Raw genomic sequence first — 25,543 nt, 5'->3', positions numbered from 1 at the left:
CTCCGGTCAGTCTTGCGGCGGGAGCCCCACGGCGTCGCGCAGCTCAGCGGTGGCCGAAGCAACGGCACGCTCCACGGCGGGGTCGCCCGCCACGACGCCCTGGCCGTAGAGCGTCTGCACGAGCACCTCGCGGGTCGCCAGGTCGTTGCGGACGACGACGCGGACGCTCCCCCGCCCCCCGTGGACCTTGACGTCGTGGTGGGTGATGACGCTGGCCTGCACCCGCTCGCGCAGCGCAGCCAGCGCGGTGGCGTCCGGCTCGGGCAGGGCGAACCGCCAGGCCGCCGAGCCGTCGACCCACGTGACGGTGAGCGCGTCGTCCTCGCGCGACCAGGCGCCACGGTCGACCAGGTGCCAGGGTCGGGCGACCGGGGTCCCCACGTCCGGGAGCAGGACCAGCTGGTGCTGGGTGATCACGAGGCGCAGGTCGGACGAAGGCGCCTCGAGCACGGCGAGGACCCGGTCCTGCCTGGCGAGCCCGAGGCGCTCGACGTCGGGGCGCGTCAGCGTCGGCGTGGGGCGGGGCCTGCCGCGCCGGGGCCAGGACACCATCAGGACATCTCCGATCGGAGGACGGCGAGCTCGCGCTGGAGCCCCTGGATACGGATGCCGAGCGCGCGGGACTCGTCGGCCTGGGTGGGGTCCATGCGCTGCAGCGCGCTGATGGCGTCGGCGATCCGGCGGCGCAAGGTCACCTCGCGCACGCGGCGGAGGAGCTCGTCGGTGTAGCGACGGCTGGGGATGCCGGTCGACGGGTCGAGACGGGTGGGAACGGGAGCCACGGCCAGCTCGTGCAGCAGCGGCCGCACCTCCTCGTCGGCGTGCTCGCTGACGGCGGTGGTCCAGGCCTGGCCGGACACCGCGACCGCGGTCGACAGCCCGCCGGCGTCGTGCACCGCACGGAGCACGAGCTGGTAGGCCGGGGCGACCATCGCCTCGGGGGCGAGCGCGTCGACCTCCGCGGGGTCGAACAAGGAGGGGTACTGCAGCAGGCACTGCAGCAGCTGGTGCTCGGCAAAGACCACCGGGTCCCGCAGGTCGGGCCGCGGCAGGGCGGTGCTGCGCGGGTCGGTCGTCCCCTCCGGCGCCGGGGCGTGCGGTGGTGGCGAGACGGGCACCCGCGTGGCGGCCTGACCGGCGGTCGTCACCTCGTGCGCCACCTGCTCCACCGTGACGCCGAGCCAGCCGGCCACGGTCCGGATGTACTCAGGGCGCAGGCCCTGGTCGCGGATGGCGGCGATGATCGGGGCGACCGACCGGATCGCCATGACCCGGCCCTCGGCGGTCTCGAGGTCGAACCGGCCGATCGTGGTGCGCACCGCGAACTCGAACATCGGGACCGCGTCCTCGACGAGGTGCCGCACGGCGTCGTCGCCGCCGGACTGGCGCAGCTCGTTGGGGTCCTGACCGGCCTGCGCCACGGCCACGAAGCTCTGCGAGGCCCACCGCTGGTCCTCGGCGAAGGCCCGCATGGCGGCCTTCTGCCCGGCGGCGTCGCCGTCGAAGGTGAAGATCACCTTGGCCGGAGACTGCCCCGCCTCGTCGCGCAGGATCCGTCGCAGCGTCTTGATGTGGTCGACGCCGAAGGAGGTGCCGCAGGTCGCGACCGCCTGCTCGACGCCGGCGAGGTGGCAGGCCATGACGTCGGTGTAGCCCTCGACGATCACGGCCTGCCGGTCCCGGGCCATGGCCCGCTTGGCCAGGTCCAGGCCGTAGAGGACGGAGGTCTTCTTGTAGATGGGGGTCTCGGACGTGTTGAGGTACTTGGCCTCGATCCGGTCGTCGTCGAAGATGCGCCGCGCCCCGAAGCCCACGGTGTCCCCGGTGACGTCGCGGATGGGCCACACGACGCGGCCACGGAAGCGGTCGTAGGGGCCGCGTCGTCCCTGCGCGGCGAGCCCGGAGGTCACGATCTCGTCGTCGTTGAACCCCTTGGCGCGCAGGTGGTCGGTGACCAGCTCGCCCCCACGAGGCGCGTAGCCGACACCGAAGACGGCGCAGTCCTTGCCGCTGAACCCCTTGGCACGCAGGAAGTCTCGCCCCGCGCGAGCCTCGGGCATCGCCAGCAGCGCCTCGGCGTAGAACTCGGACGCGACCCGGTGGGCCTCGACGAGTCGCTGCCGCTTGCCCGCGGGCTCGCGCTGCGGAGCGTCCCCGTCCTCGTAGCGCAGCTCCACGCCCGCCCGCGCCGCCAGCCGCTCGATCGCCTCCACGAAGCTGAGGTGGTCCACCTCCTGCACGAAGCGGATGACGTCGCCGCCCTCCCCGCACCCGAAGCAGTGGTAGGCGCCGACCGCGGGCCGCACCGTGAAGGACGGTGTCTTCTCGTCGTGGAAGGGGCACAGCCCCTTGAGGCTGCCGGGGCCCGCGTTGCGGAGGGTGACGTGCTCACGGACGACGTCCTCGATCGAGGTGCGCTCCTTGACCAGCGCGATGTCCTCGGGCTTGATCAGCGCCACCTGCACCTCCCCGTCGTCGTCGGGTCGAGTCTAGGTCGTATGCCGGACCGCACGAGGCACCCTCACCCGTGCCAGGCCCGGTGCAGGGCCAGGGCACGGGCGTCGGTGAGGCTGGCGACCTGGTCGATCACGACCCGGAGGCGCTCGGCGTCGGAGGCGGCTGCCCGGTGGTCGGCGACCAGCTCGCGGTCGAGTCGCGCCTCGGGGTCGGCCAGGAAGCCCTCGACGAGACCGGCCACGACGACGCGCTCCTGCGCCATCAGGTCCACGCGCTCGCGCGTCTGCATGACGTAGTGCGCGGCGATGGCCTTGAGGACGGCGACCTCCGCGCGGACGTCCTCGGGCACCACGAGGTTGGCGGCGTAGCGGGTCAGCGGGCCCTGCCCGTAGCGCTCGCGCGTGGCCCGCTCGGCGGCCCCGGCGAAGCGTCCGACCAGGCGCGACGTGAGGTCCTTGAGCCGCGCCAGGTCGCGCCGCGAACCCCCGTCGAAGGTCACGGGAACGAGGTGCGGCACCACCAGGCGCCAGTAGGCCTCCTCCAGCGAGCCGATCTCGACGTCGCGGGCGTAGCGGTCGCGGGCGATCGGCAGCACATGCTCGACCGCCGCCCCGCGGTGGAGCTCACGGACGTCGAGGCCTCCCGAGGCGATGGCGTCCTCGACGTCGTGCACGGAGTAGGCGACGTCGTCCGACCAGTCCATCGTCTGCGCCTCGATGCACCGATGGCTCGTCGGCGACCCTTCGCGCACCCAGTCGAAGGCCTCGAGGTCGTCGTCGTAGACCCCGAACTTGCGGGTGACGGTCGGTCCCTGGCCACGTCCCCAGGGGTACTTGCAGGAGGCGTCGAGGCTGGCGCGGGTGAGGTTGAGACCCGCCGACCGGTCGCTGCCGGGGTGGAAGCGCTTGGCCTCGAGCCGCACGAGCAGCCGGAAGGTCTGGGCGTTGCCCTCGAACCCCCCGATGTCCTGGGCGATCTCGTCGAGCGCCTGCTCACCGTTGTGGCCGAAGGGCGGGTGGCCCACGTCGTGCGCCAGGCAGGCCGTGTCCACCACGTCGGCGTTGCACCCCAGCGCTCCGCCGAGCTCGCGACCGATCTGGGCGACCTCGAGCGAGTGGGTCAGCCGGTTGCGGACGAAGTCGCTCGTCCCGGGCCGCACGACCTGGGTCTTGGCCGACAGCCTCCGCAGGGACGCGGAGTGCACGAGCCGTGCCCGGTCACGCGCGAAGTCGTCCCGGTCCCCCGACTTCTGCGCCGGGTCCTCGCCGACCCAGCGCTCACGGTCGGCTGCGGCATACCCCTCGTAGGCCGGATGTCCCTGCTGCGGCATACCGATCAACCCCTCCCTCACCTGTGCCCAGCACTCTAGGGTCACCCACCGACAGACCCCGGGGTCTGTCGGTGGCCGGGCCTACGCTGGGTGCCATGACCACGACGCCGTTGTCCCGCCTGCCCCTGATCTCGGTCCACGAGCTCGGCGAGGCCTTGCGAGCCCCCGTCGAGCACCGGCCGGTCGTGCTGGACGTGCGCTACGCCATGGGTCGCTCGGACGGGCGCGAGCAGCACGCCGCCGGCCACGTGCCGGGGGCGGCCTACGTGGACCTGGACACTGTCCTCGCCGACATCCGCCCGGACGGCGCCGGTGGCCGGCACCCGCTCCCCCGGCCGGAGCAGCTGCAGGCCGGGCTGCGCGCCGCCGGTGTGCGCAGGGACCGCCCGGTCGTGGTCTACGACGACTGGCGCTCGATCGCCGCGTCCCGGGCCTGGTGGCTCCTGCGGCACGCCGGCCACGCCGAGGTCAGCGTCCTCGACGGAGGCTGGGGCGCGTGGCAGGCCGCGGACCTGCCCGTCGAGACCGGCGAGGTCGTGCCCGAGCCGGGCGACGTCGAGGTGGGTCCGGGGGCCCTGACCGTGCTGGATGCCGACCAGGCGGTGCGCTATGCCGAGAGCGGGACGCTGCTCGACGCGCGTCCCGCCAACCGATTCCGGGGCGAGGACGAGGTCGTCGACCCAGTGGCCGGGCACATCCCCGGGGCCGTCTCGCTCCCGGCGCTCGAGCTGGTGGACGAGGACGGCCGCTTCCTGCCGCGCGACGAGCTGCTCGCCAGGTTCCACCGGCGCGACGTGCACGACGGCAGCACCGTCGGCGTCTACTGCGGGTCCGGGGTGCAGGCCTGCCACGTCGCCCTGGCCGCGGCGGCGGTCGGCATCAGCGACGACCTGGCCGTCTATGCGGGATCGTGGAGCGACTACATCACCGACCCGAGCCGGCCGGTCGAGACCGGCGCCTGAGCGGTCCAGGCCGTATGCCGCAGCCCCCGCCCCCGGTGCTCAGCCGCCGCTGACGCTCAGCTCGGCCTCGGCGATGAGCCGCTGCTGGCGCTCGTCGATCTGCTGCGACGCCAGCCAGCCGTCCGGCAGGGCCACGGCCTTGGGCGAGCCCGCCCGGCCCCGCGGCCCCTCGGCGGCGTCACCCGGCCACGGCTGAGCGCCGTCGAGGGAGGCGATCAGCTCGTCCAGCGCGGCCAGGGAGTCCACCAGGGCCAGGCGGTTGCGGACGTCGTGGCCGGCGGGGAATCCCTTGAGATACCAAGCGATGTGCTTGCGGATGTCCCGGCAGGCCTTGGTCTCGTCCTCGTAGAACTCCGTGAGGTAGCCGGCGTGCCGGCGCATGGTCTCGCCCACCTCCGCCAGCGTCGGCCGGGCGCGATAGGTCACCCCGGCGAAGGCAGCCGCGAGATCCGCGAAGAGCCATGGCCGCCCGAGGCAGCCACGCCCGACCACGACGCCGTCGCATCCGGTCTCGCGCACCATCCGCACGGCGTCCTCGGCGGACCAGATGTCGCCGTTGCCGAGCACCGGGATCGTGGTCACGGCCTCCTTGAGCCGGGCGATCGTGGACCAGTCGGCCTGCCCCGAGTAGTGCTGGTTGGCCGTGCGACCGTGCAGCGCGACGGCGGAGGCACCCTCCTGCTCGGCGATCCGGCCGGCCTCCAGGTAGGTGACGTGGTCGGCGTCGATCCCCACACGCATCTTGACGGTCACGGGGATGTCGTACGGCGCGGCCTCCCTCACAGCAGCCCGCACGATCGCCCGGAACCACTCGGTCTTCCACGGCAGCGCCGAGCCGCCCCCCTTGCGGGTCACCTTGGGGACGGGGCAGCCGAAGTTCATGTCGATGTGGTCGGCGCGGTCCTCGGTCGCGAGGATCCGGGCGGCCTGGCCGACGGTGACCGGGTCCACGCCATACAGCTGGATCCCCCGGGGAGACTCGCCCGGGTCCATCTCGATGAGCTTCATCGTCAGCGGCACGCGCTCCACCAGCGCCCGCGTCGTGATCATCTCGGAGACGAAGAGCTGCTTGGCGCCGGGCGTGCCTGCCGCCGCGAGCCCGGCGGCCCCGTGCTCGCGGCACAGCCGGCGGAAGGCACGGTTGGTGATCCCCGCCATGGGGGCGAGCACGACCGGCGACTCGTAGGTGTGGCGGCCGATGACGAGCGGGGGCAGGACAGCAGTCATATCCCGCCCATTGTCTCAGCCCGCGCTGGGTGTCACGTGCCCGTATGACGCCATGCCCGCCGCCTCCCGCACCGCCGCCCCGCGCGGGTCACGACGCGGGTCAGGGGGCGGGTCAGGCAGGATCAGCGGTACACATCAGCGGTTACAGCGTCGGTATGCCGAGGGCCCGCCGCACGGCACCCGCCGTCCACGCGCCCAGCAGCGACCCGACGACGACGTCCGAGGGGTGGTGCATCCCTCGATAGACGCGGGACGCCGCCACGCTCACCGGCACACCCCACCGCACCACATGCGCCAGCCGCCTCGACCCAGGCACGTCCCGACGCGCCAAGGCGTGTGCCACGGTCAGGCTCATGGCGGTGGTGGCGCCGGTGTGCCCGGACGGGAAGCTCGACGTGTGGGCCGGCCTGTCGAGCCACGGCACGTCCGGACGCGCCCGACCCACGACGCGAGCCGCGCTCATGAAGCACACCGTCTCGACCGTGATGGCGGCCAGCGGCGCGACCGCCTCACGCACGCTGCCCGTCTCGCGCCACAGCCACCCGCCGTAGACGAGCGACATGGCGATGGTGGCGGGCGTGTCGGCATACGTCGACGGCACCCAGGTGAGGGCGTTGCCCAGCGGCGTGCGGTGGCGCACGCACCAGCGGTTGAGCTCGTCCTCGGCGGGCCAGCCGCGCAGCGGCCCCTCGATGACCCGCCCGACGCCCGCGATGCCGGCGCTGATCACCGCTCCGGGCAGGACGACCTCGCGCAGCCACGGCCGCCAGACCTCGCTCATGGCGCCGACCCTAGCCGAGGAGCCGAGCAGTCGGCGGCGAGCATCGTATGACGCCCGCTGCCGTCTCACGCTCAGCCGCGGTGCCCGGCGAGCAGCTGCTCGAACGGGGTGACGGACCCGAGGCCGACGCCCGACGACCGGGCGGGACGGACCGGCTCACGGTCCTGCTCGTCCTCCGCGAACCCGGCCACCGCACCGGACTCGGCGACGACGAGCGCCGCCAGCTCCGAGGCCGCGCGCCGCACCCGGGACGCCAGCCCGGAGCCGGCCTCCCCGCCACCGAAGTCCTCGGTCGCGGCGAAGACCCCGGTCGGCACGACCACGGCGCGCAGGTAGGTCAGCAGCGGCCGCATCGCGAAGTCCAGCACCAGCGAGTGCCGGGGGGTGCCCGCGGTGGCGGCGACGATCACCGGCATCCCGGTGAGGGCGTCCGGCGACAGGGCGTCGACGAACATCTTGAACAGCCCCGAGTAGCTCGCGCTGAAGACCGGGGTCACGAGCACGAGCCCGTCGGCGGACGACACGAGCTCACGGGCCGCGTCCAGGCGCGCGCTCGCCATGCCCGTGGTCATCAGATGGGCCAGGTCGGTCGCGAGCTCGCGCACCTCGATCACCTCGACGGTGGCGGCCTCGCCGCGCGCGCTCACCTGGGCGGTGACGGCGGCGGTCAGCTGGTCGGTGAGCAGGCGGGTGGACGAGGGCTGCGAGAGCCCGGCGGTGACGGCGACGATGCGGCGCGTCATACGGTCTCCTCCGAGGTGGCCGCCTCGGCGGGGGCGGCGGGGATGACGAGGTGGTGGGGGGACTCGCGGCCTGCGGCCACGAGCGAGGCGTGCGTGGGCGGGTCGCTCGGCACGTGCGCCGGGCGACGCCGCTCGAACTCGGTGCGCAGGGTGGGGACGACCTCGCGACCGAGGATCTCGATCTGCTCCAGGACGACGTCCAGGGGCAGGCCGGCGTGGTCCATGAGGAAGAGCTGGCGCTGGTAGTCACCGGCGTAGTCGGCCGAGGCCAGGGTGCGCTCGATGACCATCTCGGGCGTGCCGACGGTCAGCGGCGTGGCGCTCGTGAACTCCTCCAGCGAGGGCCCATGGCCGTAGACCGGGGCGACGTCGAAGTAGGGCCGGAAGCGACGCTTGGCCTCGGCCTCGGTCTCGGCCATGAAGGCCTGCCCGCCGAGCCCGACGATCGCCTGGTCCGCGGACCCGTGCCCGTAGTGCTCGAACCGCTGGCGGTAGAGCCCGACCATCTGCCGGGTGTGCTCGGGTCCCCAGAAGATGCGGTTGTGGAAGAAGCCGTCGCCGTAGTAGGCCGCCTGCTCGGCGATCTCGACGCTGCGGATCGACCCGTGCCACACGAACGGCGGGGTGCCGTCCAGGGGCGCCGGGGTCGAGGTGTAGCCGTGCAGCGGGGTGCGGAACCGCCCCTCCCAGTCGACGACGTCCTCGCGCCACAGCCGGCGCAGCAGGTGGTAGTTCTCGACGGCGAGCGCGATGCCCTGGCGGATGTCCTTGCCGAACCACGGGTAGACCGGGCCGGTGTTGCCGCGCCCCATCATGAGGTCGACGCGGCCGCCGGACAGGTGCTGCAGCATCGCGTAGTCCTCGGCGATCTTGACCGGGTCGTTGGTCGTGATCAGCGTCGTGGCGGTGCTGAGCTGCAGCCGCTCGGTCTTGGCGGCGATGTAGCCGAGGTGCGTGGTCGGGGAAGACGGCACGAACGGCGGGTTGTGGTGCTCGCCGGTCGCAAAGACGTCCAGGCCGACCTCCTCGGCCTTGAGGGCGATCTGCGTCATGGCCGTGATGCGCTCGTGCTCGGTCGGGGTGCGACCGGTGGTCGGGTCCGTGGTGACGTCGCCGACCGAGAAGACGCCGAACTGCATGGGGTCCTCCTCCACGCTGTTGGTTGAAATTTCAATCATACTAACAGACGGGGTGTCGGGTTCCATTCCCGTATGCCGAGAAGGCCCGCCCGACGTCGTGGTCGGGCGGGCCTCCGGCGCGGTGGTGCGGTCAGCCGGCGACGTCGAACGACCGCCCGTCCTCACGACGGGCGGCGGCGGCATCGGCCTCGCCGATCGACTCCATGCGGTCGATGAGCGCCTGGGTGGCGACGGCCACCTGGAGGACGGTCTCCTCGAAGACCTCGCGGTGCTCGGGCCGCGGGCGGGCGGAACCGGTGACGACGCGGACGTACTGCAGGGCAGCGGCGCGCGCCTCGGCCGACGTGGAGATCATCTCCTCGTCGTGCAGTGCTCGTAGCTGTCGGGCCATGGATCAACGATGGCACAGCGCACCGCGTCCGGTGGTGAATACGGACGAATGAGGTCTTATAGACCATTCAACGACCGGCGGTGGTGCCCTCAGCACCCCACCAGCCGCTTGGCGAGGTAGCCCTCCAACGCATCCAGCCCCATGCGTTCCTGGCGCATGGTGTCCCGGTCCCGGACGGTCACGGACCGGCCCCCCAGCGTGTGGAAGTCCACGGTGACGCAATAGGGGGTGCCGATCTCGTCCTGGCGCCGGTATCGCCGCCCGGTGGCCTGCGTAGCGCTCCCCGGTCCGCTGGTCGTAGTAGCGCAGGTCCGCCCCGTAGGCGCGCGAGTGCCGGGCCAGGTCGTCGTCCGAGCGGTCGACGATGCGCTCCAGCTCGCCCCACTCGGACTCCGGGTCGCGGTAGTGGTACGCCAGCGTCGTGCCCCGCGTCGCGAAGTGCGCCTGGTCCCCCGGCGGGCGCTCGGTCCGGCGCAGCCACGCGCCGAAATCTAGTCGGTAGGGTGGTCCGGTGCCCGAGCCCACCCCCCTGCGTCAGTCCGTCGAACGCGCCAGCACCCCCACCGCCACCGCACTGTCCCGACTTCCCGGCTGGGCCACGACCGCCGCCTGGGTGGCCCTGCTGGTCCTCGCCGCCGTCGTCGGTGGGCCGGTCGGCTGGGTGCTGCTCACCATCGCCGTGGCCTTCGTCGCGTGGCTGCTCTATCTCGCGTGGCCGTATGCCTCCACCAACGCCAAGCTGATCCGCGTCGCCACGGGGCTGCTCGGGGCGGCCCTGGTCCTGGTCCGCCTGCTCCCCCGCTGACCCGCCGGGGGCCGGGGCATCGACCGGCCTTCGTCCCCCAGGCTGATGCCCCTACCGGCGGCGGGTCTCGACCGGCTCCTCGGCGGGCGTCATCGTCTGCGGCATCTGCACCGCCACGACCCGGCCGCGCGCCACGACCGCGTCCCCCGCCGACACGGTCTCCTCGACGACCACCTTGCGGCCCCTGACCTGCTCGATCACGCCGCGCACCTCCAGCTCGACCCCCATCGGGGTGGGCGCCAGGTAGTCCACCTGCAGGCTCGCCGTGACATAGCGCAGCAGCGGCTCGCTCGCCTCGTCCACACCGGCCACCCGCGACCCGGCCGCCGCCGCCGACCCCGTCCCGTGACAGTCGATCAGCGACGCCACCAGCCCGCCGTAGACATAGCCCGGGATCGCCGTGTGCTCCGGCCGCGGCGTGTAGCGCGCCACCGTCTCGTCGCCGTCCCAGTAGCTCTTGAGCTGGATCCCCGCCTCGTTGAGCCGCCCGCAGCCGTAGCAGTGCGCCACGTCCTCGGGGTAGCCGTCCTGGAACGCCCTGCCGTCGCTCATCGCCCTGCCCCTCTCGTGTCGGTCCCACCGAGCCTAGAGACCTCGGCCGTATGCCGCCCGCGCGCCCCGAGGGATCAGCCGAGGTGGCGCCGGTCGGTGAGGACCAGCGGCCCGTCCTCGGTGACCGCGACCGTGTGCTCCACGTGCGCGGTGCGGGAGCCGTCGGCGCTGCGCAAGGTCCAGCCGTCGCGGTCCTTGGCGAGCTCGTCCGTGGTGGCCATCAGCCACGGCTCGATCGCGATGACCAGACCGGGGCGCAGGACCAGGCCGCGACCGGCGCGACCGTCGTTGGGGACGTGCGGCTCACCGTGCATGGTGCGCCCGACGCCGTGACCGCCGAACTGCGTGTTGACCCCGTAGCCCGCCTCCGCCGCGACCGCCCCGATCGCCGCGCTGACGTCACCGAGCCGGTGGCCGACCCGCGCCGTGTCGATGGCCACGGCCAGCGCGCGCTCGCAGGTGTCGATCAGCTCGAGATCGGCAGGCGCCGGGTCACCGACCACGAAGCTGATGGCACTGTCGGCCACCCAGCCATCCACCGCGGCAGCGAAGTCGAGGCTGACGAGATCCCCGTCGCGCAGCCGGTAGCGATGCGGAAGCCCATGCAGCACAGCGTCGTTGACGCTGGTGCAGATGACATGCCCGAACGGCGAGTCCCCGAAGCTCGGGTGGTAGTCGAGGTAGCAGCTGGTCGCCCCGCGCGCCCGGATGAGCTCGTGCGCCCGTGCGTCGATCTCGAGCAGGTCGCTGCCGACACCCACCTCATGGCGCAGCGTCGCCAGCACCCCCGCCACGAACTCCCCCGCGGGACGCATCGCCTCGACCTCGGCGGGCGTCTTGTAGTCGATCACCAGCCCACCCTCTCATCCCCACCTCGCGAGAACGGGACGTTCGTGCCCGTAGAGCGAGCACGAACGTCCCGATTGCGCCGGAGCGCGCCTTCGTCGTCAGTCCACACCGAACTCGATCGCGGCGTGGTCCAGGCTCTCCACGTCCTCGTCCGCCTCCAGGTAGCGACGGTCGCGCGAGATGCGCTCGGCGCCACCGGGTTCGAGCTCGCCCATCAGCCTGCCCTGGGCCACGCCGAGCAGCCCCATCCCGGCATACTGCTCCAGCCGCGAGCGCGAGTCGGCGATGTCCAGGTTGCGCATGGTCAGCTGGCCGATGCGGTCCACGGGACCGAAGGCCGCCCCCTCGGTGCGCTCCATCGACAGCTTGTCCGGGTGATAGCTGAAGCCGGGGCCCTGCGTGTCGAGGATCGAGTAGTCCTCTCCGCGACGCAGCCGCAGGGTCACCTCGCCGGTCACGGCGGAGCCGACCCAACGCTGCACGGACTCCCGGAGCATCAGGGACTGCGGGTCGAGCCAGCGGCCTTCGTACATCAGGCGGCCGAGCCTGCGGCCCATCTCGTGGTAGGTCTCGAGGGTGTCCTCGTTGTGGATCGCGTTGAGCAGCCGCTCGTAGGCGATGTAGAGCAGCGCCATGCCCGGCGCCTCGTAGATGCCGCGCGACTTGGCCTCGATGATGCGGTTCTCGATCTGGTCGGACATGCCGAGGCCGTGGCGTCCGCCGATGCGGTTGGCCTCGAGCACCAGGGCCACGTCGTCGTCGAACCGCTTGCCGTTGATGGCGACCGGCCGTCCCTGCTCGAAGCGGATGCTCACGTCCTCGGTGTCGATCTGCACGGAGGGGTCCCAGAACTTCACGCCCATGATCGGCTCGACCGACTCCAGGCCGGTGTCGAGGTGCTCGAGGGTCTTGGCCTCGTGGGTGGCGCCCCAGATGTTGGCGTCGGTGGAGTACGCCTTCTCCGTCGCGTCGCGGTAGGGCAGGTCGCGGGTCGACAGCCACTCCGACATCTCCGTGCGGCCACCGAGCTCGTCGACGAACTCCGCGTCCAGCCAGGGCTTGTAGATCTTGAGACCCGGGTTGGCGAGCAGGCCGTAGCGGTAGAAGCGCTCGATGTCGTTGCCCTTGAAGGTCGAGCCGTCGCCCCACACGTGGACGTCGTCCTCGAGCATGGCGCGCACGAGCAGCGTCCCGGTCACCGCGCGTCCGAGCGGCGTCGTGTTGAAGTAGTGCCGGCCTGCGGACCGGATGTGGAAGGCCCCGCAGGTCAGCGCCGCCAGGCCCTCCTCGACGAGCTGGGGACGGCAGTCGACGAGGCGGGCGGCCTCGGCGCCGTACTCCATCGCGCGACCGGGGACGCCCTCGATGTCCGGCTCGTCCGGCTGGCCGATGTCGGCGGTGTAGGTGAAGGGCACGGCGCCCTTCTCGCGCATCCACGCGACCGCCACGGAGGTGTCGAGGCCGCCGGAGAAGGCCAGGCCGACGCGCCGGCCGATGGGGAGGGAGGTGAGGACCTTGGGCATGCCCACATCATACGTGGCACTGCATGGATATGCACATTTGCGTATGCCGTGCCGGCGCCCCTCTCGCACTATGTCGGCGCGTCGACCGCCCCGCCGTACCGCCGGTCCCGCTCGGCGTAGATCTGCACGGCCCGCCACAGGTCACGCCGGTCGAAGTCGGGCCACAACGTGTCGAGGAAGACCATCTCGGCATACGCGCTCTGCCACAGCAGGAAGTTGCTGGTGCGCTGCTCCCCCGACGAGCGCAGGAACAGGTCGACGTCGGGCATGTCCGGGTGGTCCAGGTGGCGCGCGACGGTGCGCTCGTCGATGCCGCGCGGCGACAGCCGGCCGGCCGCGACCTCCTCGGCGATCCGGCGGACGCTGTCGGCGATCTCGGCGCGCCCGCCGTAGTTGACGCAGAAGTACAGCGTCAGCACGTCGTTGTCGCGGGTCAGCTCCTGGGCGTACTCGAGCTCCTTGATGACGCTGGACCACAGGCGCGGCCGCCGCCCGACCCAGCGCATCCGCACGCCCCACTGCGCGAGCTGGTCGCGGCGCCGGTGGATCACGTCCCGGTTGAAGCCCATGAGGAAGCGCACCTCGTCGGGGCTGCGGCGCCAGTTCTCGGTGGAGAAGGCATAGGCCGACAGGGTGGGGATGCCCATCTCGATGGCGCCGGCGACGACGTCGAGCAGGCTCGCCTCCCCCGCCTCGTGGCCCTGGGTGCGCGGCAGGCCGCGCTGGTTGGCCCAGCGGCCGTTGCCGTCCATGACGACCGCCACGTGGTGGGGGACGAGCTCGCGCGGTATGGCGGGCGGCCGGGCGCCGGAGGGGTGGGGGAACGGCGGCCGGATCTCGCCGTGGTAGGGCTCGACCCTGCTGCGTCTCAGTGCCACGCGTCGCTCCTCATGCTCGTTCGACCAGCCTCAGCGACCGTACCCCGCGCTCGAGGTGCCACTGCACGAACGCCGCCACGAGACCGGCACCCTCGCGCCGGTGCCGCACCTCGCTCGCGTCGGCGGTCTCCCAGTCGCCCGACAGCAGCGCCGACAGCAGGACCATCGTGGCGGGGCTCGGGGCGGCGGATCCGGGGGTGCGGCAGTCCCGGCATACGGCGCCGCCGGAGGCGAGGTTGAAGCCGCGGTGCGGTCCGGGGGCGCCGCACCGCGCGCACTCGTCGAAGCTGGGCGCCCACCCGGCCGTGGCGACGGCGCGCAGGAGGTAGGCGTCCAGGACCAGGCCGCTGTCGTGCTCGCCGACCGCGAGGCTGCGCAGCGCGCCCGCGAGGAGCATGAACTGCTGGCCGTTGGGCTCGTGCTCGACCGTGAGCTGGTCGGCGGTCTCGACCATCGCGCTGGCCGCGGTGTAGGCGCCGTAGTCGCGCATGATCGTGTCGCCGTAGGCCCCCAGCGTCTCGACCTGGGTCACCGTGTCGAGCGAACGCCCCTGGTAGAGCTGCACGTCCACGACCATGAACGGCTCGAGCCGGGCGCCGAACCGGGACTTGGTGCGCCGTACCCCCTTGGCGACACCGCGGATCTTGCCGTGGCGCCGGGAGAGCATGGTGACGATGCGGTCCGCCTCACCCAGCTTGTGGGTGCGCAGGACCACCGCCTGATCCCGGTAGAGCGCCATCACCCCAATCATCCCCGCTCCTGCCCACTGGTCCCTGCCCGACACCCCACGCGGGTGTGACGATGGTGGGGCCGAATACTCACGACGACGACCGTCCCCGTGCCTAGGGTCGGCGTATGACCCCGCAACGGCTCGCCCTCCCCCGTCCCTGGTCCGTGGCCTTCTGGGTGGTCGCCGCCCTCTACGCAGTCCTCGTCGCACTGGCCTGGTGGGTCTGAGTCGACGACGCCATCTGGCCCGACCCGCAGACCGTCGGCGCATCGTTCGCTGCGGTCCCGCTGGTCCTGGCCACCTTCCCGTGGAGCTTGGCGGCCCTGCCGATAGGCGGGCTCGGACTGCCCGCCCCGGTGGGTGAGATCGTGGCCGCCACCGTCATGGCGATCCTCTGCGGCGGCGCCAACCTGGTGCTGCTCCGGCTGGTCCTCGTCGGCGTCGCTCGACTGCGCAGCGGGTCGCGCGGCCACGGAACCGGGCGTATGGCGTCGTCGAGCACCTGATCAGACGTCAGGGCGCCGTCTGCGACCGGGCCTGCCAGTCCTCGGCGAGCAGGCCGTACACCCACGAGTCCGAGACCACGCCGTCGACGATGCAGTCCTGCCGCAGCGTCCCCTCCAGGACGAAGCCCAGCTTCTGCAGCACCCGGCCGGACGCGGGGTTGCGGGTGTCGCACTCGGCCTGCACCCGGTTGAGCGGCAGCGCGTCGAACGCCCAGGTCAGCACGGCGCGGGAGGCCTCGGTGGCGTAGCCGTGGCCCCAGGACGTCTGGGTCAAGCAGTACCCGAGCCGGGCGCTGCGGAAGGTGTCGTCCCAGTCGACGAAGAGGCACCACCCGAGGAAGGCCCCGTCCTCGAGACGCTGGACGGCCACCCGGATGCCGCTGCCCTGCTCGGCCATGGTGCGGCAGCGCTCGAGGAAGACCCCGGCGCGGGCAGGATCGGTCCAGGGCGGTGAGTCCCAGTACTCCAGCACCCTCGCGTCGCTCATCAGGGCCGTCAGGTCGTCGGCATCGGACGCCGCGAACGGGCGCAGCAGCAGGCGATCGGTGCGCAGGGTGGGGGTGAGCAGCTCCATGCGGCCACCGTAGCGACGGGAAGAGACGGCGCCGAGGGAGTTTTCGGCGCTATCATCGAACGCATGATCGGACTGCAGGGCTCCATCTTCGACCTGGCCGAGGAGTGTGCGCCAGGTCCCCTCGTCGGGATCCAGCGCACCCAGCTCGCGCGCGGCGCGTGGGTCGACCACCTGCCCGGCTGGCTCCAGGGCTCCCAGCAGCTCTTCGACCGGCTCGTCGAAGCGGTCCCCTGGCACGCGGAGCACCGCCAGATGTACGACAACGTCGTGGCCGTCCCCCGCCTCACCAAGCACTACGGCTCCGGCGAGACCCTCCCCGACCCGCTGCTGGAGGACCTGCGCGACCGGCTCTCCGCGCACTACCTGCCCGAGCTCGGCGAGCCGCTGACCAGCGCAGGCCTGTGCCTCTATCGTGACGGGGCCGACTCGGTCGCCTGGCACGGCGACACGATCGGCCGCGGCTCGACGCACGACACCATCGTCGCGATCGTGTCGGTCGGGGCGGCGCGCACGCTGGCGCTGCGCCCCCGCGGCGGTGGCGGCACCGCGCACCGGTTCTCGCTGGGTCACGGCGACCTCGTCGTCATGGGCGGCTCGTGCCAGCGGACGTGGGAGCACGCCATACCGAAGTCCAGAGCGGCGACCGGCCCCCGCATCTCGATCCAGTTCCGCCCCCGAGGCGTCCGCTGACCGCCGGTCGTCTCAGGACGCAGCGCGGGTGAACGCCACTGCCATGCGGGCTCGCTCGCGCTCGCCGATGCCGTATGACGCCGCTACGCGGTCCCACCCGCTCACGGCGGCCCGGACCTCGTCGAGGATCCGCGCGGCGTCGGCCGCCCCGAGCCGGAAGTACTCCGCGACGTCCAGCGCCGCCTCGATCGAGCCCCCGTCGCCCGGGTCGGCGACGTCCGTCGCGAACGAGCCGCCGAACGGCGTCGGGTTGAGGTCGAACGCCGGCGACAGCACCCACCCGCCGCCCTCGCGCAGGAAGCCGTGGTTGCGCAGGTGGTCGTCCGTGTTGTTGATCAGGGCGCCGAGGACGACCCGACGCCACAGCTGGTGCAGGTCCTGGCGCGCCCGCGGCGAGACCTGCTCGACCACCTCCGCGATCTCCAGGTAGGTCGCGCGGTCGCCGTCGGTGGCCTCGAGCATCGTCATGGCGCTGACGTAGCCGAGACGGTCGTCACCCATCCGGTCGAACCGCTCGACCACGAGCACGTCGCGGCCGGCCACCGCCACGAGCCGGGACGGCGGCACGACGACCCCGGCCGCCGCGGCCAGGTCGAGCGCGACCTTCTCCCAGGCCATGACGTTCCAGTCGTCGTGCAGGTCGGCGGGGAACTTGGCGATGCCGACCGTCCCTCCGGGCAGGCGCACGTGGGCCTTGGGGCGTGCCCCGCCGAGGGACGACCCGGCACCGACGAGCCGCCGCAGCTCCCCCAGGTCGGCCTCGTCGGACAGCACCTTGTCCGCGAGCGACAGCAGGGTGCCGAGCTCGGTGAGGACGGGCACGCCGTCCTGCGCCCCAGCCCGGAAGCTGCCCGGCGGGTCCGTCGGCAGCCGATAGCGCAGCGCCCCCTGCCGCAGGTCGTCGCGCACGCCGAGCAGGAAGTCGGACTCCCCCGGCCGACGGGGCGTCTCGCCCGCCTCGCGGGCCGCCTCGGCCAGGGTGCGCCGCACCAGCGTCCGCCCCCACCGGTCGGGCGCGCTGTCCGCGAAGGCGCCGAACAACCTCCCCGCACTGTGGAACCCACCGGATCGCAGCGGCAGACCGGGCTCGAGCGCATAGGCGCCCTCGCGCGCGAGGTAGCCCGGGTCGTAGGTGAAGGTGAGGGACTCGGCCCCGCGCCCCTGGTGCACGTGCATGGTCCCCACCCGCACGTCGGGGTCGAGCCACACCTCGACGGTGATCACGACTCCCCCGCCCGGCTCCCCGGTCGCGACGGGCGCACCCGCCGCGGCAGGAGCTCCTCCGCACGCAGCCGTCCCACGTCGCTGCGCAGCGGGTCGACCGAGGCGACGAGCTCGTCGAGCACCCCCAGCGCCCGGGCCACCCGCAGGGCGTGCTCCAGCGCCGCCCCCTCACCCGCCTCGAGGCGCTTGACGGTGCGCTCCGAGATGCCGGCGCGGTCGGCGACCTGGGCCACCGTCAGTCCCTGCAGCACCCGCCAGCCGCGCAACGACTCCCCCAGGCTCGCCAGAGCGCGGGTGACGGGGCGTGGCGTCGGGCTCGGCATACAGGCAGAATATCAACCCAGGGCCAGATCTGGCCCCTTAACAGCCCGAGTGGGCCAGATCTGTCTCCCCAGAACCGCAGATCGTGAGTGTTCGGTCCAACATTCTTGGACTAAACACTCACGATCGTGGCGGTGGGTGGGAGGGGTGAGTCGTCAGCGCTCGGCGCGGTTGACCGCCGAGACCACGGCCTCGATGGAGGCGCGCAGGATGTTCTCGTGCAGGCCGATGCCCCAGAGGACGCGCTCGCCGACGGCGCACTCGACGTATGACGCGGCGCGGGCGTCGCCACCCGCCGACATGGCGTGCTCGGCGTAGTCGAGGACGCGCACGTCGACTCCATAAGCACCCAGCGCGTCGACGAAGGCCGCGATCGGACCGTTGCCGCTGCCCGTCAGGACCTGATCGACCCCACGGTCGTCGATCCGGAAGGACCACGTGCCGCGTCCGCCCTCGCCCTCGTCGTCGGTGCGAACTCCCTTGAGCGCGAACCGGCCCCAGCGCCGCTCGGCCGGCAGGTACTCGTCCTCGAAGACCTCCCACAGCTGCGCCGGCGACACCTCGCCGCCCTGCGCGTCCGTGCGGGCCTGCACGACGGCGCTGAACTCCATCTGGAGGCGACGGGGCAGGTCCAGCCCGCGCTCGGACTTGAGGATGTAGGCCACGCCGCCCTTGCCGGACTGGCTGTTGACGCGGACGACCGCCTCGTAGGACCGGCCGATGTCGTGCGGGTCGATCGGCAGGTAGGGCACGCCCCACACGAGCTCGTCGATCCCCTTGCCGGAGGACGCGGACTCGCGGTCCATCCAGTCGAAGCCCTTCTTGATGGCGTCCTGGTGCGACCCGGAGAAGGCCGTGAAGACCAGGTCGCCGCCGTAGGGGTGGCGCTCGTGGACGGGCAGCTGGTTGCAGTGCTCGACCACCGATCGGATGCCGGCCATGTCGGAGAAGTCGATCTGCGGGTCGATGCCCTGGCTGACCATGTTCATGCCGAGGGTGACCAGGCAGACGTTGCCGGTGCGCTCGCCGTTGCCGAACAGGCACCCCTCGATGCGGTCGGCGCCGGCCAGGTAGCCCAGCTCGGCCGCCGCGACCCCGCTGCCCCGGTCGTTGTGGGGGTGCAGCGACAGGACGACGGACTCGCGACGGTCCAGGTGGCGGCTCATCCACTCGATCGAGTCGGCGTAGACGTTGGGCGTGGCCATCTCGACGGTCGCGGGCAGGTTGATGATCATCTTGTGGTCCGGCGTCGGGTCGAGGACCTCGATCACCTCGTTGCAGACGCGGGCCGCGAACTCCAGCTCGGTGCCGGTGTAGGACTCCGGGGAGTACTCGTAGTAGATGTCCGTGTCGGGCAGGGTCTCCTCGAGCTTCTTGCACAGCCGGGCGCCCTGCAGCGCGATGTCGACGATGCCGTCCTGGTCCAGGCCGAAGACGACCTTGCGCTGCAGCACGGAGGTGGAGTTGTAGAAGTGGACGATGGCCTGGCGGGCGCCGCGCAGCGCGTCATACGTGCGCTCGATCAGGTGGTCGCGGCACTGGGTGAGGACCTGGATGGTCACGTCGTCCGGGATGTGGCCGCCCTCGATCAGCTGGCGGACGAAGTCGTAGTCGGTCTGGCTCGCGCTCGGGAAACCGACCTCGATCTCCTTGTAGCCCATGGCGACCAGCAGCTGGAACATCCGCAGCTTGCGCTCGGGACTCATCGGGTCGATCAGGGCCTGGTTGCCGTCGCGCAGGTCCACGGCGCACCAGCGCGGGGCGGCCTGCATGACCTTGTCGGGCCACGTGCGGTCGGGCAGCTCGACGCGGATCTGCTCGTGGAAGGGGACGTACTTGCCAACCGGCATCGGGCTGGGCTGCTGGGGGTGGATCATGCTCTCGTGCCTCACAGTTCGCTGGTCGCTGTCGTGCTCGACGGCCGAGCAGAGCGAGCTCCGCGGCGAGGGCGGCCGTCTCTAGAGGGCCTCGCCGCGGCAGGGAAGGAGGAGGCTCCAGGGGGCCCAGCGGTGGGACCCGTTCCGCATACGCACGATCCCGACCGTATGGCGATGCCCCCCACCCGTCCACCTGGCACGCCGCACGGTCCCGCATCCTGGGACGGCGTCGCTCGCCCACAGCCGGGACATGGCTCGGGACGACGCAGGCCTGGGGCCTGTCGGCGGTGGGGTCCATAGTGGCCGTATGACGCCGCCGCAGACCTCCGCCCCCGTCCTGCCGCACCGCTGCGGCATCGTCCCCCCGCACCTGCTGCGCCACATCGCCCAGGACGCCCCGGAGCGGCGCGCCGCCGAGGCCGCGCGGCACACCCTCATGCACGACACCCGCCAGCGCGGCTCACGACAGGTCCGGACGTCGCGCCCCGAGCCGCGCCTGCCCGGTGCCATCGGCCTGCGCGACCCGCGCACGCGGCACACGACCCCGGCTCCGGCGCGGCCTGACCCGGCGCGCGGGGCCGCACCCCTGGAGCCCGACCGCCGTCTCCACGACGCCCGCCACGGGACGACCCTGCCGGGGCAGCTCGTGCGGTCCGAGGGGGACCCGGCGACGGCGGACGAGTCGGTGACGGAGGCGTACGACGGTCTGGGGGCGACCTACCGCCTGCTCGCCGACGTCTACGGCCGGGACTCCCTCGACGGACGCGGGCTGACCCTCGTGGCGACCGTGCACTACGACCGGGACTACAGCAACGCCTTCTGGGACGGCGAGCAGATGGTCTTCGGTGACGGTGACGGCGTCTACTTCGCGTCGTTCACGGACTCGATCGACGTCATGGGCCACGAGCTCGCGCACGGCATCACGCAGTTCACGGCGGGCCTGACCTATGTCGGGCAGTCCGGCGCCCTCAACGAGTCGATCTCGGACGTCATCGGCTCGCTGACCAAGCAGCAGGCGCTCGGGCAGACCGCCGACCAGGCCGACTGGCTGATCGGGGCTGGGATCTTCACGCCCAAGGTGCGCGGCGTGGCGCTGCGCTCGATGAAGGCGCCGGGCACGGCCTACGACGACCCCGCCCTCGGCAAGGACCCCCAGCCGGGGTCGATGGCCGACTACGTCGACCTGCCGCACGACAGCGACAACGACAACGGAGGCGTGCACATCAACTCCGGCATCCCCAACCGGGCGTTCTACCTCACGGCGGCGGCGCTCGGCGGGCACGCATGGGAGCGGGCCGGACAGGTGTGGTGGGACGTGCTGACGGCGGCGCACGGCGTGCGGATCCCGCAGGACTGCGACTTCGCGCGGTTCGCGCGGGCCACCCTGGACTCGGCCGCCGCCCGCTACGGCGCCGACGGGGAGGAGAGCAGCGCCGTCGCCCGCGCGTGGGAGCAGGTCGGCGTCGAGCCGGCGGGTCCGGGCGCGCGGACGTCCCGTCGCTGAGCTCGATCCCCCGATGATCGTGGGGGTTTCGTCCAATGTCCTCGGACCACACCCTCACGATCACGCAGGGGCCCGGCCGGGGCGAGGGCCGGAGCTGGTCCCCGCCACCGAGGGGTCACAAACGCGCCCGACACGCCGCACCACGCGGCATACGCGCCCCCTCGACGCACAAGCCGCCCCGCCTCAGCGCCCGGCGCCCCACCGCCACAGCGACCGCTGGACCGGACCGTGGCGGTGTCCTCGCACGCGTCGTAGGCCTCGCCGGCCGCCACGAGCCCGTCGCCGAGCGCAGCGAGCGCCTGGTGCAGCAGGGCGAGGCGCCCGTCGAGCAGCGCTGCCAGGCGGGACGCCACCTCCCCGCTGACGCTGCCGGTCAGCGCGCTGGCGAGCGGCTCCATGGCCGGTGCGACGCGCGCGTGGGCCAGCTCGTCGGCCGCGCTGCGCACGCAGTGCCCGCTGTCGAGCACGGCGGGCACGTTCACGGCATACATGCTCATGCGCGGCAGGCCTCCTGATCGGCTTGTGTCAGGAGGGTATGGCGCCTGCCCGGTCGCGACGACGCGTCATCCACAGGCGGGGCACGCGGCCGGCTCCGTCATCCACAGGGGTCGCGGCGCGCCCGCGCCGGGGCCGGGCTAGAACCCCAGGCGCTGCAGCTGCTTGGGGTCGCGCTGCCAGTCCTTGGCGACCTTGACGTGCAGGTCGAGATGGATGCGCTGGCCCAGCAGCGCCTCGATCTGGGTGCGCGCCCGGGTGCCGACGTCGCGCAGCCGTGACCCACCGCGGCCGATGACGATGGCCTTCTGCGAGGGGCGCTCGACAAAGACGTTGACCCGCACGTCGAGCAGCGGGTTGTCCTCGGGGCGGTCCTCGCGCGGCACCATCTCCTCCACGACCACGGCGAGCGAGTGCGGCAGCTCGTCGCGCACGCCCTCGAGGGCGGCCTCGCGCACGAGCTCGGCGATCATGACGGCCTCGGGCTCGTCCGTGAGGTGCCCCTCGGGATAGAGGGGCGGCGACTCGGGGAGGTAGGACACGAGCACCTCGGCGACCTCGCCGACCTGGTCGCCCTCGGTGGCCGAGCACGGCACGATCGCGTCCCACTCGCCCAGCTGGTCCACGGCGATCAGGTGCTCGGCCAGCCGCTGCTTGTCGACCTTGTCGGTCTTGGTGACGAGGGCGACGACCGGGCGACGGCGCGACCGCTGCAGCTCGGCGAGCTCGGCGGCGATGAACTGGTCGCCCGGCCCAGGGCGCTGGTCGGCGGGCAGGCAGAAGCCGATCACGTCGACCTCCAGCAGCGTCTCGCGGACGAGGTCGTTGAGGCGCTGGCCGAGCAGGGTGCGCGGCTTGTGCAGACCTGGGGTGTCCACCAGGATCAGCTGCCCCTGCTCGGTGTTGGCCACCCCGCGGATCGTGTGCCGGGTCGTCTGGGGCTTGCTGCTGGTGATCGCGACCTTGTGCCCGACGAGGGCATTGGTCAGCGTGGACTTGCCGGCATTGGGGCGACCCACGAGGCAGGCGAAACCTGCGCGGAACGGTGTGCTCATGAGTGGTCCTCCTGGTGCCGGGCGGCGTCGACGGTGTCGGCGCGCAGGATGCGGTCCCGGTCGCGCTCAGCCTCCCACACGTCGACCGGCGAGGGTTCCTGCGGCAGTCGTCGCACGATGACGGTCGCGATCCGGTGCCGGCGGCCGGCCGGACGCTCCGCGGTGAGCTCGAGCCCGAGCAGCTCGACCCGCGAGCCGGGGATCGGCACGCGCCCGGAGACCTTGGCGATGAGTCCGCCGACGGTGTCCACGTCCTCCTCCTCGAGGTCCACCCCGAACTCCTCGGCGAAGTCGTCCACGTGCATCGTGGCGGGGATCCGCACCGTGCCGTCCTCGAGGGGCTCGACCCCCAGCGCCTCACGGTCGTGCTCGTCGGCGATCTCGCCCACGATCTCCTCGAGGATGTCCTCGATGGTGACCAGGCCGGCGGTCCCGCCATACTCGTCGACCACGATCGCGAGGTGCACCTGGTCCTGCTGCATCTCCCGCAGCAGGTCGTCGACGGGCTTGCTGTCGGGCACGAAGTGCATGGGCCGCATGAGCTCGTCGACGGCCAGGGACCGGGCATGGTCGTCGTCGTTGACGCGGCGGGTGACGTCCTTGAGGTAGAGCAGGCCCAGCACGTCGTCGCTGTCCTCGCCCACGACGGGGATGCGGGAGAAGCCCGACCGGAGGAACAGCGACATGGCCTTGCCGAGGGTCTTGTCGTGCTCGAGGGTGATCATGTCGATGCGCGGGACCATCACCTCGCGGGCGACGGTGTCCCCGAGCTCGAAGACGGAGTGGATCATCTCGCGCTCGTCGTCCTCGATGACGGCTCGCTGGCTCGCCATGTCGACGAGGTCCCGCAGCTCGCCCTCCGTGGCGAACGGCCCCTCGGCGTAGCCCTTGCCCGGCGTCACGGCGTTGCCGAAGGCCACCAGCAGCCGCACGAGCGGCCCGAGGACGCGCCGCAGCCACACCAGGGCCGGGGACATCATCAAGGACACGCGGGTGGCGTGCTGGTGCCCGAGCGTGCGCGGCGAGACCCCCGCCAGGACGAACGACAGCACGGCCATGACGCCGATGCTGACCAGCACGGGAGCGACGGGGCCGTCGAGGCGCTCGGTCACCGCCACCGTGACGAGCACGGCCATCGTCGCCTCCGTCACGACCCGCAGGAAGGTGGCCGCCGAGATGTAGCCGGGCTTGTCGGCCACGACGGTGGCCAGCGCCCGCGAGCCTGGTCGACCCTCGTCGAGCATCTCCTCGCTCGTGTGCCGCGAGACCCGTTGCACCGCGGCCTCGGTCAGCGCCAGGACGAAGGTCAGCACCAGGGCCAGCGCCGCGCCCAGGACCAGCTGGATCGTCACGGTGTCAGCCCTGGGGTCGCCCGCGGCCGGCGAGGTAGGTGAGCAGCAGCGTGCGCTGCAGGTCGAACATCTCACGCTCCTCGTCCGGCTCGGCGTGGTCGTAGCCGAGCAGGTGCAGGATGCCGTGCGTGGTCAGCAGGAGCAGCTCCTCCTCGAAGGAGTGCCCGGCCCCGGCGGCCTGCTTCTTGGCGACGGAGGGGCACAGCACGATGTCACCCAGCACCCCCTCCTGCAGGCGAGCCCCCTCCCGTCCGGGGCGCAGCTCGTCCATGGGGAAGCTCATGACGTCGGTCGGGCCCTCGAGGTCCATCCACTGCACGTGCAGGCGCTCCATGGCCTCCTCGTCCACGAGCGTGATGGCGAGGTCGGCGCCGCGGTGGACCCGCATGGCGGAGTAGACGAAGCGCGACAGCGCGACGAGCTCGCGCACGTCGACCCGGTGGTCGGTCTCGTTGTGGACGTCGATGCTCATCGGCGCGGCGCCAGTCCCCTCTGGTGGTGCGTGGTCCGGCCGCCGGCGGGGCCGCCCCGTTGCTGCGACTGCTGCGACTCGTCCCAGGCGCCGTAGGCCTGGACGATCTCGCCGACCAGCCGGTGGCGCACCACGTCGGCGGCCGAGAGCTCGGCGAAGTGGATGTCCTCCACGTCGGACAGGATGTCGCGCACCACGCGCAGACCGGACTGGGTGCCGCCGGGCAGGTCGACCTGGGTCACGTCCCCGGTGACGACGATGCGGGACCCGAACCCGAGACGGGTGAGGAACATCTTCATCTGCTCGGGCGAGGTGTTCTGCGCCTCGTCGAGGATGATGAACGCGTCGTTGAGGGTGCGGCCGCGCATGTAGGCGAGCGGTGCCACCTCGATGGTCCCCGCAGCCATCAGCCTCGGGATCTGCTCCGGGTCGAGCATGTCGTGCAGCGCGTCGTAGAGCGGCCGCAGGTAGGGGTCGATCTTGTCCGTGAGGGTGCCGGGCAGGAAGCCGAGCCTCTCCCCCGCCTCGACGGCCGGCCGGGTCAGGATGATCCGGGTGATGTCCTTGGCCTGCAGCGCGGCCACGGCCTTGGCCATCGCGAGGTAGGTCTTGCCGGTGCCGGCGGGGCCGATCCCGAAGACGATGGTGTGCGTGTCGATGGCGTCGACGTAGCGCTTCTGACCCAGTGTCTTGGGCCGGATCGTGCGCCCGCGCGCCGAGATGATGTTGGTCGTCAGCACGTCGGCGGGCCGCTCTGCGGAACGGTTGCGCAGCATGGCGATCGAGCGCTCGACCGCATCCCGGTTGATCGTCCCGCCGGACTCGACGACCACGAGGAGCTCGCCGACCAGGTCCTCCACGAGCGCGGCGTCGCTGGAGGGACCGTCGAGGCGGAACTCGTTGCCTCGGACGTGGATGTCGAGCCGGGGGAACGCGCGCTCCATCGTGCGCAGGAGCTCGTCGTGCGGCCCCAGCAGGGAGATCATGGGGACGGATGCCGGTATGACGATCGCATGGTGCGCGGCGGGGCCGCCGCCAGGGCTCGGGGTGTCGGGTGGTGGGGTCTGTGTCATCGTCCCGCCAGTCTACGTGCCGGGTGCGACATA

The 25,543-nt window shown here is 72.3% G+C and carries 27 protein-coding genes; 5 read left to right on the top strand and 22 right to left on the bottom strand.

Translation table 11 applies throughout. The features are described from left to right. Nucleotides 1-6 precede the first annotated feature (6 nt). The 3 genes from ACF3NS_RS10505 to ACF3NS_RS10495 all read right to left on the bottom strand — a co-directional run bounded on the left by ACF3NS_RS10505 (nt 7) and on the right by ACF3NS_RS10495 (nt 3,787). On the bottom strand, nt 7-552 hold the full coding sequence (locus ACF3NS_RS10505; protein ID WP_154594032.1) for a hypothetical protein: 546 nt from the start codon (nt 550-552) through the stop codon (nt 7-9). After that, nucleotides 552-2,459 carry a DNA primase gene (dnaG, locus tag ACF3NS_RS10500; RefSeq protein ID WP_392465951.1) on the bottom strand — a complete coding sequence of 636 codons (1,908 nt, stop codon included), beginning with the start codon at nt 2,457-2,459 and terminating at the stop codon, nt 552-554. The genes ACF3NS_RS10505 and dnaG overlap by 1 nt, the downstream gene beginning before the upstream one ends. Before the next feature lie 62 nt (nt 2,460-2,521). After that, the gene (locus tag ACF3NS_RS10495; protein WP_392465949.1) at nt 2,522-3,787 is read right to left on the bottom strand and encodes a deoxyguanosinetriphosphate triphosphohydrolase; all 1,266 of its coding nucleotides are present in this window, start codon (nt 3,785-3,787) and stop codon (nt 2,522-2,524) included. A gap of 95 nt (nt 3,788-3,882) precedes the next feature. Between ACF3NS_RS10495 and ACF3NS_RS10490 the strand changes: the two genes are divergently transcribed. Beyond that, entirely contained in the window at nt 3,883-4,749 is an 867-nt protein-coding gene (locus ACF3NS_RS10490) for a sulfurtransferase (protein ID WP_288797764.1), read from the top strand. Nucleotides 4,750-4,788: 39 nt separating this feature from the next. Here ACF3NS_RS10490 and dusB read toward each other — a convergent pair whose 3' ends face one another. From dusB to ACF3NS_RS10460, 6 genes are all read right to left on the bottom strand, one after another. After that, a complete protein-coding gene (dusB, locus tag ACF3NS_RS10485) occupies nt 4,789-5,976 on the bottom strand; it encodes a tRNA dihydrouridine synthase DusB (RefSeq protein ID WP_289033068.1) in 1,188 nt (395 codons plus the stop codon). Between the two features lie 142 nt (nt 5,977-6,118). Then, nucleotides 6,119-6,757, bottom strand: coding sequence for a phosphatase PAP2 family protein (locus ACF3NS_RS10480; protein WP_392465947.1), 639 nt, complete (start codon nt 6,755-6,757; stop codon nt 6,119-6,121). A gap of 71 nt (nt 6,758-6,828) precedes the next feature. Then, entirely contained in the window at nt 6,829-7,500 is a 672-nt protein-coding gene (locus ACF3NS_RS10475) for an FMN reductase (protein WP_392465945.1), read from the bottom strand. Next, on the bottom strand, nt 7,497-8,639 hold the full coding sequence (locus ACF3NS_RS10470; RefSeq protein WP_392465943.1) for an LLM class flavin-dependent oxidoreductase: 1,143 nt from the start codon (nt 8,637-8,639) through the stop codon (nt 7,497-7,499). Before ACF3NS_RS10470 ends, ACF3NS_RS10475 begins: the two co-directional genes overlap by 4 nt. A gap of 130 nt (nt 8,640-8,769) precedes the next feature. Further along, the gene (locus tag ACF3NS_RS10465) at nt 8,770-9,030 is read right to left on the bottom strand and encodes a DUF2277 family protein (RefSeq protein WP_392465941.1); all 261 of its coding nucleotides are present in this window, start codon (nt 9,028-9,030) and stop codon (nt 8,770-8,772) included. 89 nt (nt 9,031-9,119) lie between these two features. Then, the gene (locus ACF3NS_RS10460; protein WP_392469118.1) at nt 9,120-9,521 is read right to left on the bottom strand and encodes a His/Gly/Thr/Pro-type tRNA ligase C-terminal domain-containing protein; all 402 of its coding nucleotides are present in this window, start codon (nt 9,519-9,521) and stop codon (nt 9,120-9,122) included. Nucleotides 9,522-9,541: 20 nt separating this feature from the next. Between ACF3NS_RS10460 and ACF3NS_RS10455 the strand changes: the two genes are divergently transcribed. After that, on the top strand, nt 9,542-9,835 hold the full coding sequence (locus ACF3NS_RS10455) for a DUF6703 family protein (RefSeq protein ID WP_392465938.1): 294 nt from the start codon (nt 9,542-9,544) through the stop codon (nt 9,833-9,835). 51 nt (nt 9,836-9,886) lie between these two features. Here ACF3NS_RS10455 and ACF3NS_RS10450 read toward each other — a convergent pair whose 3' ends face one another. From ACF3NS_RS10450 to recO, 5 genes are all read right to left on the bottom strand, one after another. Then, entirely contained in the window at nt 9,887-10,387 is a 501-nt protein-coding gene (locus tag ACF3NS_RS10450; RefSeq protein WP_392465936.1) for a PaaI family thioesterase, read from the bottom strand. A gap of 74 nt (nt 10,388-10,461) precedes the next feature. Continuing rightward, nucleotides 10,462-11,238: a type I methionyl aminopeptidase gene (map, locus tag ACF3NS_RS10445; protein WP_288797768.1), complete on the bottom strand. Its 777-nt coding sequence runs from the start codon at nt 11,236-11,238 to the stop codon at nt 10,462-10,464. 96 nt (nt 11,239-11,334) lie between these two features. Next, nucleotides 11,335-12,759, bottom strand: coding sequence for an argininosuccinate synthase (gene argG / locus ACF3NS_RS10440; protein WP_392465932.1), 1,425 nt, complete (start codon nt 12,757-12,759; stop codon nt 11,335-11,337). A gap of 68 nt (nt 12,760-12,827) precedes the next feature. Continuing rightward, entirely contained in the window at nt 12,828-13,637 is an 810-nt protein-coding gene (locus ACF3NS_RS10435; protein WP_288797769.1) for an isoprenyl transferase, read from the bottom strand. A gap of 10 nt (nt 13,638-13,647) precedes the next feature. Continuing rightward, nucleotides 13,648-14,376 (bottom strand): DNA repair protein RecO, encoded by a 729-nt coding sequence (recO, locus tag ACF3NS_RS10430; protein WP_154594021.1) that lies wholly within the window; start codon nt 14,374-14,376, stop codon nt 13,648-13,650. Between the two features lie 359 nt (nt 14,377-14,735). Between recO and ACF3NS_RS10425 the strand changes: the two genes are divergently transcribed. Beyond that, entirely contained in the window at nt 14,736-14,873 is a 138-nt protein-coding gene (locus ACF3NS_RS10425; RefSeq protein ID WP_392465930.1) for a hypothetical protein, read from the top strand. Nucleotides 14,874-14,880: 7 nt separating this feature from the next. Here ACF3NS_RS10425 and ACF3NS_RS10420 read toward each other — a convergent pair whose 3' ends face one another. Further along, nucleotides 14,881-15,447: a GNAT family N-acetyltransferase gene (locus ACF3NS_RS10420; protein ID WP_154594019.1), complete on the bottom strand. Its 567-nt coding sequence runs from the start codon at nt 15,445-15,447 to the stop codon at nt 14,881-14,883. A 63-nt stretch (nt 15,448-15,510) separates the two neighbouring features. Here ACF3NS_RS10420 and ACF3NS_RS10415 point away from each other — a divergent pair, with 63 nt between their 5' ends. Then, nucleotides 15,511-16,137, top strand: a complete 627-nt coding sequence (locus ACF3NS_RS10415) for an alpha-ketoglutarate-dependent dioxygenase AlkB (protein ID WP_154594018.1) — start codon at nt 15,511-15,513, stop codon at nt 16,135-16,137. 12 nt (nt 16,138-16,149) lie between these two features. On the opposite strand, the gene ACF3NS_RS10410 is transcribed toward ACF3NS_RS10415, so the two are convergent. The 3 genes from ACF3NS_RS10410 to leuA form a co-directional block, all read right to left on the bottom strand. Continuing rightward, complete coding sequence (locus ACF3NS_RS10410) at nt 16,150-17,361, bottom strand: type II toxin-antitoxin system HipA family toxin (RefSeq protein ID WP_392465927.1); 1,212 nt, start codon at nt 17,359-17,361, stop codon at nt 16,150-16,152. Beyond that, nucleotides 17,358-17,684 (bottom strand): helix-turn-helix transcriptional regulator, encoded by a 327-nt coding sequence (locus ACF3NS_RS10405; protein ID WP_154594017.1) that lies wholly within the window; start codon nt 17,682-17,684, stop codon nt 17,358-17,360. Before ACF3NS_RS10405 ends, ACF3NS_RS10410 begins: the two co-directional genes overlap by 4 nt. A 153-nt stretch (nt 17,685-17,837) precedes the next feature. After that, complete coding sequence (gene leuA / locus ACF3NS_RS10400) at nt 17,838-19,559, bottom strand: 2-isopropylmalate synthase (RefSeq protein WP_392465925.1); 1,722 nt, start codon at nt 19,557-19,559, stop codon at nt 17,838-17,840. A gap of 307 nt (nt 19,560-19,866) precedes the next feature. Between leuA and ACF3NS_RS10395 the strand changes: the two genes are divergently transcribed. After that, nucleotides 19,867-21,063: a M4 family metallopeptidase gene (locus tag ACF3NS_RS10395; protein WP_392465923.1), complete on the top strand. Its 1,197-nt coding sequence runs from the start codon at nt 19,867-19,869 to the stop codon at nt 21,061-21,063. A 635-nt stretch (nt 21,064-21,698) separates the two neighbouring features. Here ACF3NS_RS10395 and era read toward each other — a convergent pair. From era to ACF3NS_RS10375, 4 genes are read right to left on the bottom strand one after another with little or no spacing between them, the layout of a single operon-like run. After that, nucleotides 21,699-22,613 carry a GTPase Era gene (era, locus tag ACF3NS_RS10390; RefSeq protein WP_392465921.1) on the bottom strand — a complete coding sequence of 305 codons (915 nt, stop codon included), beginning with the start codon at nt 22,611-22,613 and terminating at the stop codon, nt 21,699-21,701. Continuing rightward, complete coding sequence (locus ACF3NS_RS10385; protein ID WP_392465920.1) at nt 22,610-23,965, bottom strand: hemolysin family protein; 1,356 nt, start codon at nt 23,963-23,965, stop codon at nt 22,610-22,612. Before ACF3NS_RS10385 ends, era begins: the two co-directional genes overlap by 4 nt. A gap of 4 nt (nt 23,966-23,969) precedes the next feature. Then, nucleotides 23,970-24,437 carry an rRNA maturation RNase YbeY gene (ybeY, locus tag ACF3NS_RS10380; RefSeq protein ID WP_154594012.1) on the bottom strand — a complete coding sequence of 156 codons (468 nt, stop codon included), beginning with the start codon at nt 24,435-24,437 and terminating at the stop codon, nt 23,970-23,972. After that, a complete protein-coding gene (locus tag ACF3NS_RS10375) occupies nt 24,434-25,510 on the bottom strand; it encodes a PhoH family protein (RefSeq protein ID WP_288797780.1) in 1,077 nt (358 codons plus the stop codon). The genes ybeY and ACF3NS_RS10375 overlap by 4 nt, the downstream gene beginning before the upstream one ends. Between the last annotated feature and the right edge of the window lie 33 nt (nt 25,511-25,543).

It is taken from the genome of Arsenicicoccus cauae, assembly GCF_043162025.1.
Classification (GTDB): domain Bacteria; phylum Actinomycetota; class Actinomycetes; order Actinomycetales; family Dermatophilaceae; genus Arsenicicoccus; species Arsenicicoccus cauae.
The sequence above is the reverse complement of the archived record's forward strand: the minus strand, read 5'-3'. Positions and strand labels throughout refer to the sequence as shown.

Bases quoted from the DNA above. Each gene is read 5' to 3' on its own strand.
- ACF3NS_RS10505 (WP_154594032.1), bottom strand. From the start codon at position 552: ATGGTGTCCTGGCCCCGGCGCGGCAGGCCCCGCCCCACGCCGACGCTG.
- ACF3NS_RS10495 (WP_392465949.1), bottom strand. From the start codon at position 3,787: ATGCCGCAGCAGGGACATCCGGCCTACGAGGGGTATGCCGCAGCCGAC.
- ACF3NS_RS10490 (WP_288797764.1), top strand. From the start codon at position 3,883: ATGACCACGACGCCGTTGTCCCGCCTGCCCCTGATCTCGGTCCACGAG.
- dusB (WP_289033068.1), bottom strand. From the start codon at position 5,976: ATGACTGCTGTCCTGCCCCCGCTCGTCATCGGCCGCCACACCTACGAG.
- ACF3NS_RS10480 (WP_392465947.1), bottom strand. From the start codon at position 6,757: ATGAGCGAGGTCTGGCGGCCGTGGCTGCGCGAGGTCGTCCTGCCCGGA.
- ACF3NS_RS10475 (WP_392465945.1), bottom strand. From the start codon at position 7,500: ATGACGCGCCGCATCGTCGCCGTCACCGCCGGGCTCTCGCAGCCCTCG.
- ACF3NS_RS10470 (WP_392465943.1), bottom strand. From the start codon at position 8,639: ATGCAGTTCGGCGTCTTCTCGGTCGGCGACGTCACCACGGACCCGACC.
- ACF3NS_RS10465 (WP_392465941.1), bottom strand. From the start codon at position 9,030: ATGGCCCGACAGCTACGAGCACTGCACGACGAGGAGATGATCTCCACG.
- ACF3NS_RS10450 (WP_392465936.1), bottom strand. From the start codon at position 10,387: ATGAGCGACGGCAGGGCGTTCCAGGACGGCTACCCCGAGGACGTGGCG.
- argG (WP_392465932.1), bottom strand. From the start codon at position 12,759: ATGCCCAAGGTCCTCACCTCCCTCCCCATCGGCCGGCGCGTCGGCCTG.
- recO (WP_154594021.1), bottom strand. From the start codon at position 14,376: ATGGCGCTCTACCGGGATCAGGCGGTGGTCCTGCGCACCCACAAGCTG.
- ACF3NS_RS10420 (WP_154594019.1), bottom strand. From the start codon at position 15,447: ATGGAGCTGCTCACCCCCACCCTGCGCACCGATCGCCTGCTGCTGCGC.
- ACF3NS_RS10415 (WP_154594018.1), top strand. From the start codon at position 15,511: ATGATCGGACTGCAGGGCTCCATCTTCGACCTGGCCGAGGAGTGTGCG.
- ACF3NS_RS10405 (WP_154594017.1), bottom strand. From the start codon at position 17,684: ATGCCGAGCCCGACGCCACGCCCCGTCACCCGCGCTCTGGCGAGCCTG.
- leuA (WP_392465925.1), bottom strand. From the start codon at position 19,559: ATGATCCACCCCCAGCAGCCCAGCCCGATGCCGGTTGGCAAGTACGTC.
- ACF3NS_RS10395 (WP_392465923.1), top strand. From the start codon at position 19,867: ATGACGCCGCCGCAGACCTCCGCCCCCGTCCTGCCGCACCGCTGCGGC.
- era (WP_392465921.1), bottom strand. From the start codon at position 22,613: ATGAGCACACCGTTCCGCGCAGGTTTCGCCTGCCTCGTGGGTCGCCCC.
- ybeY (WP_154594012.1), bottom strand. From the start codon at position 24,437: ATGAGCATCGACGTCCACAACGAGACCGACCACCGGGTCGACGTGCGC.
- ACF3NS_RS10375 (WP_288797780.1), bottom strand. From the start codon at position 25,510: ATGACACAGACCCCACCACCCGACACCCCGAGCCCTGGCGGCGGCCCC.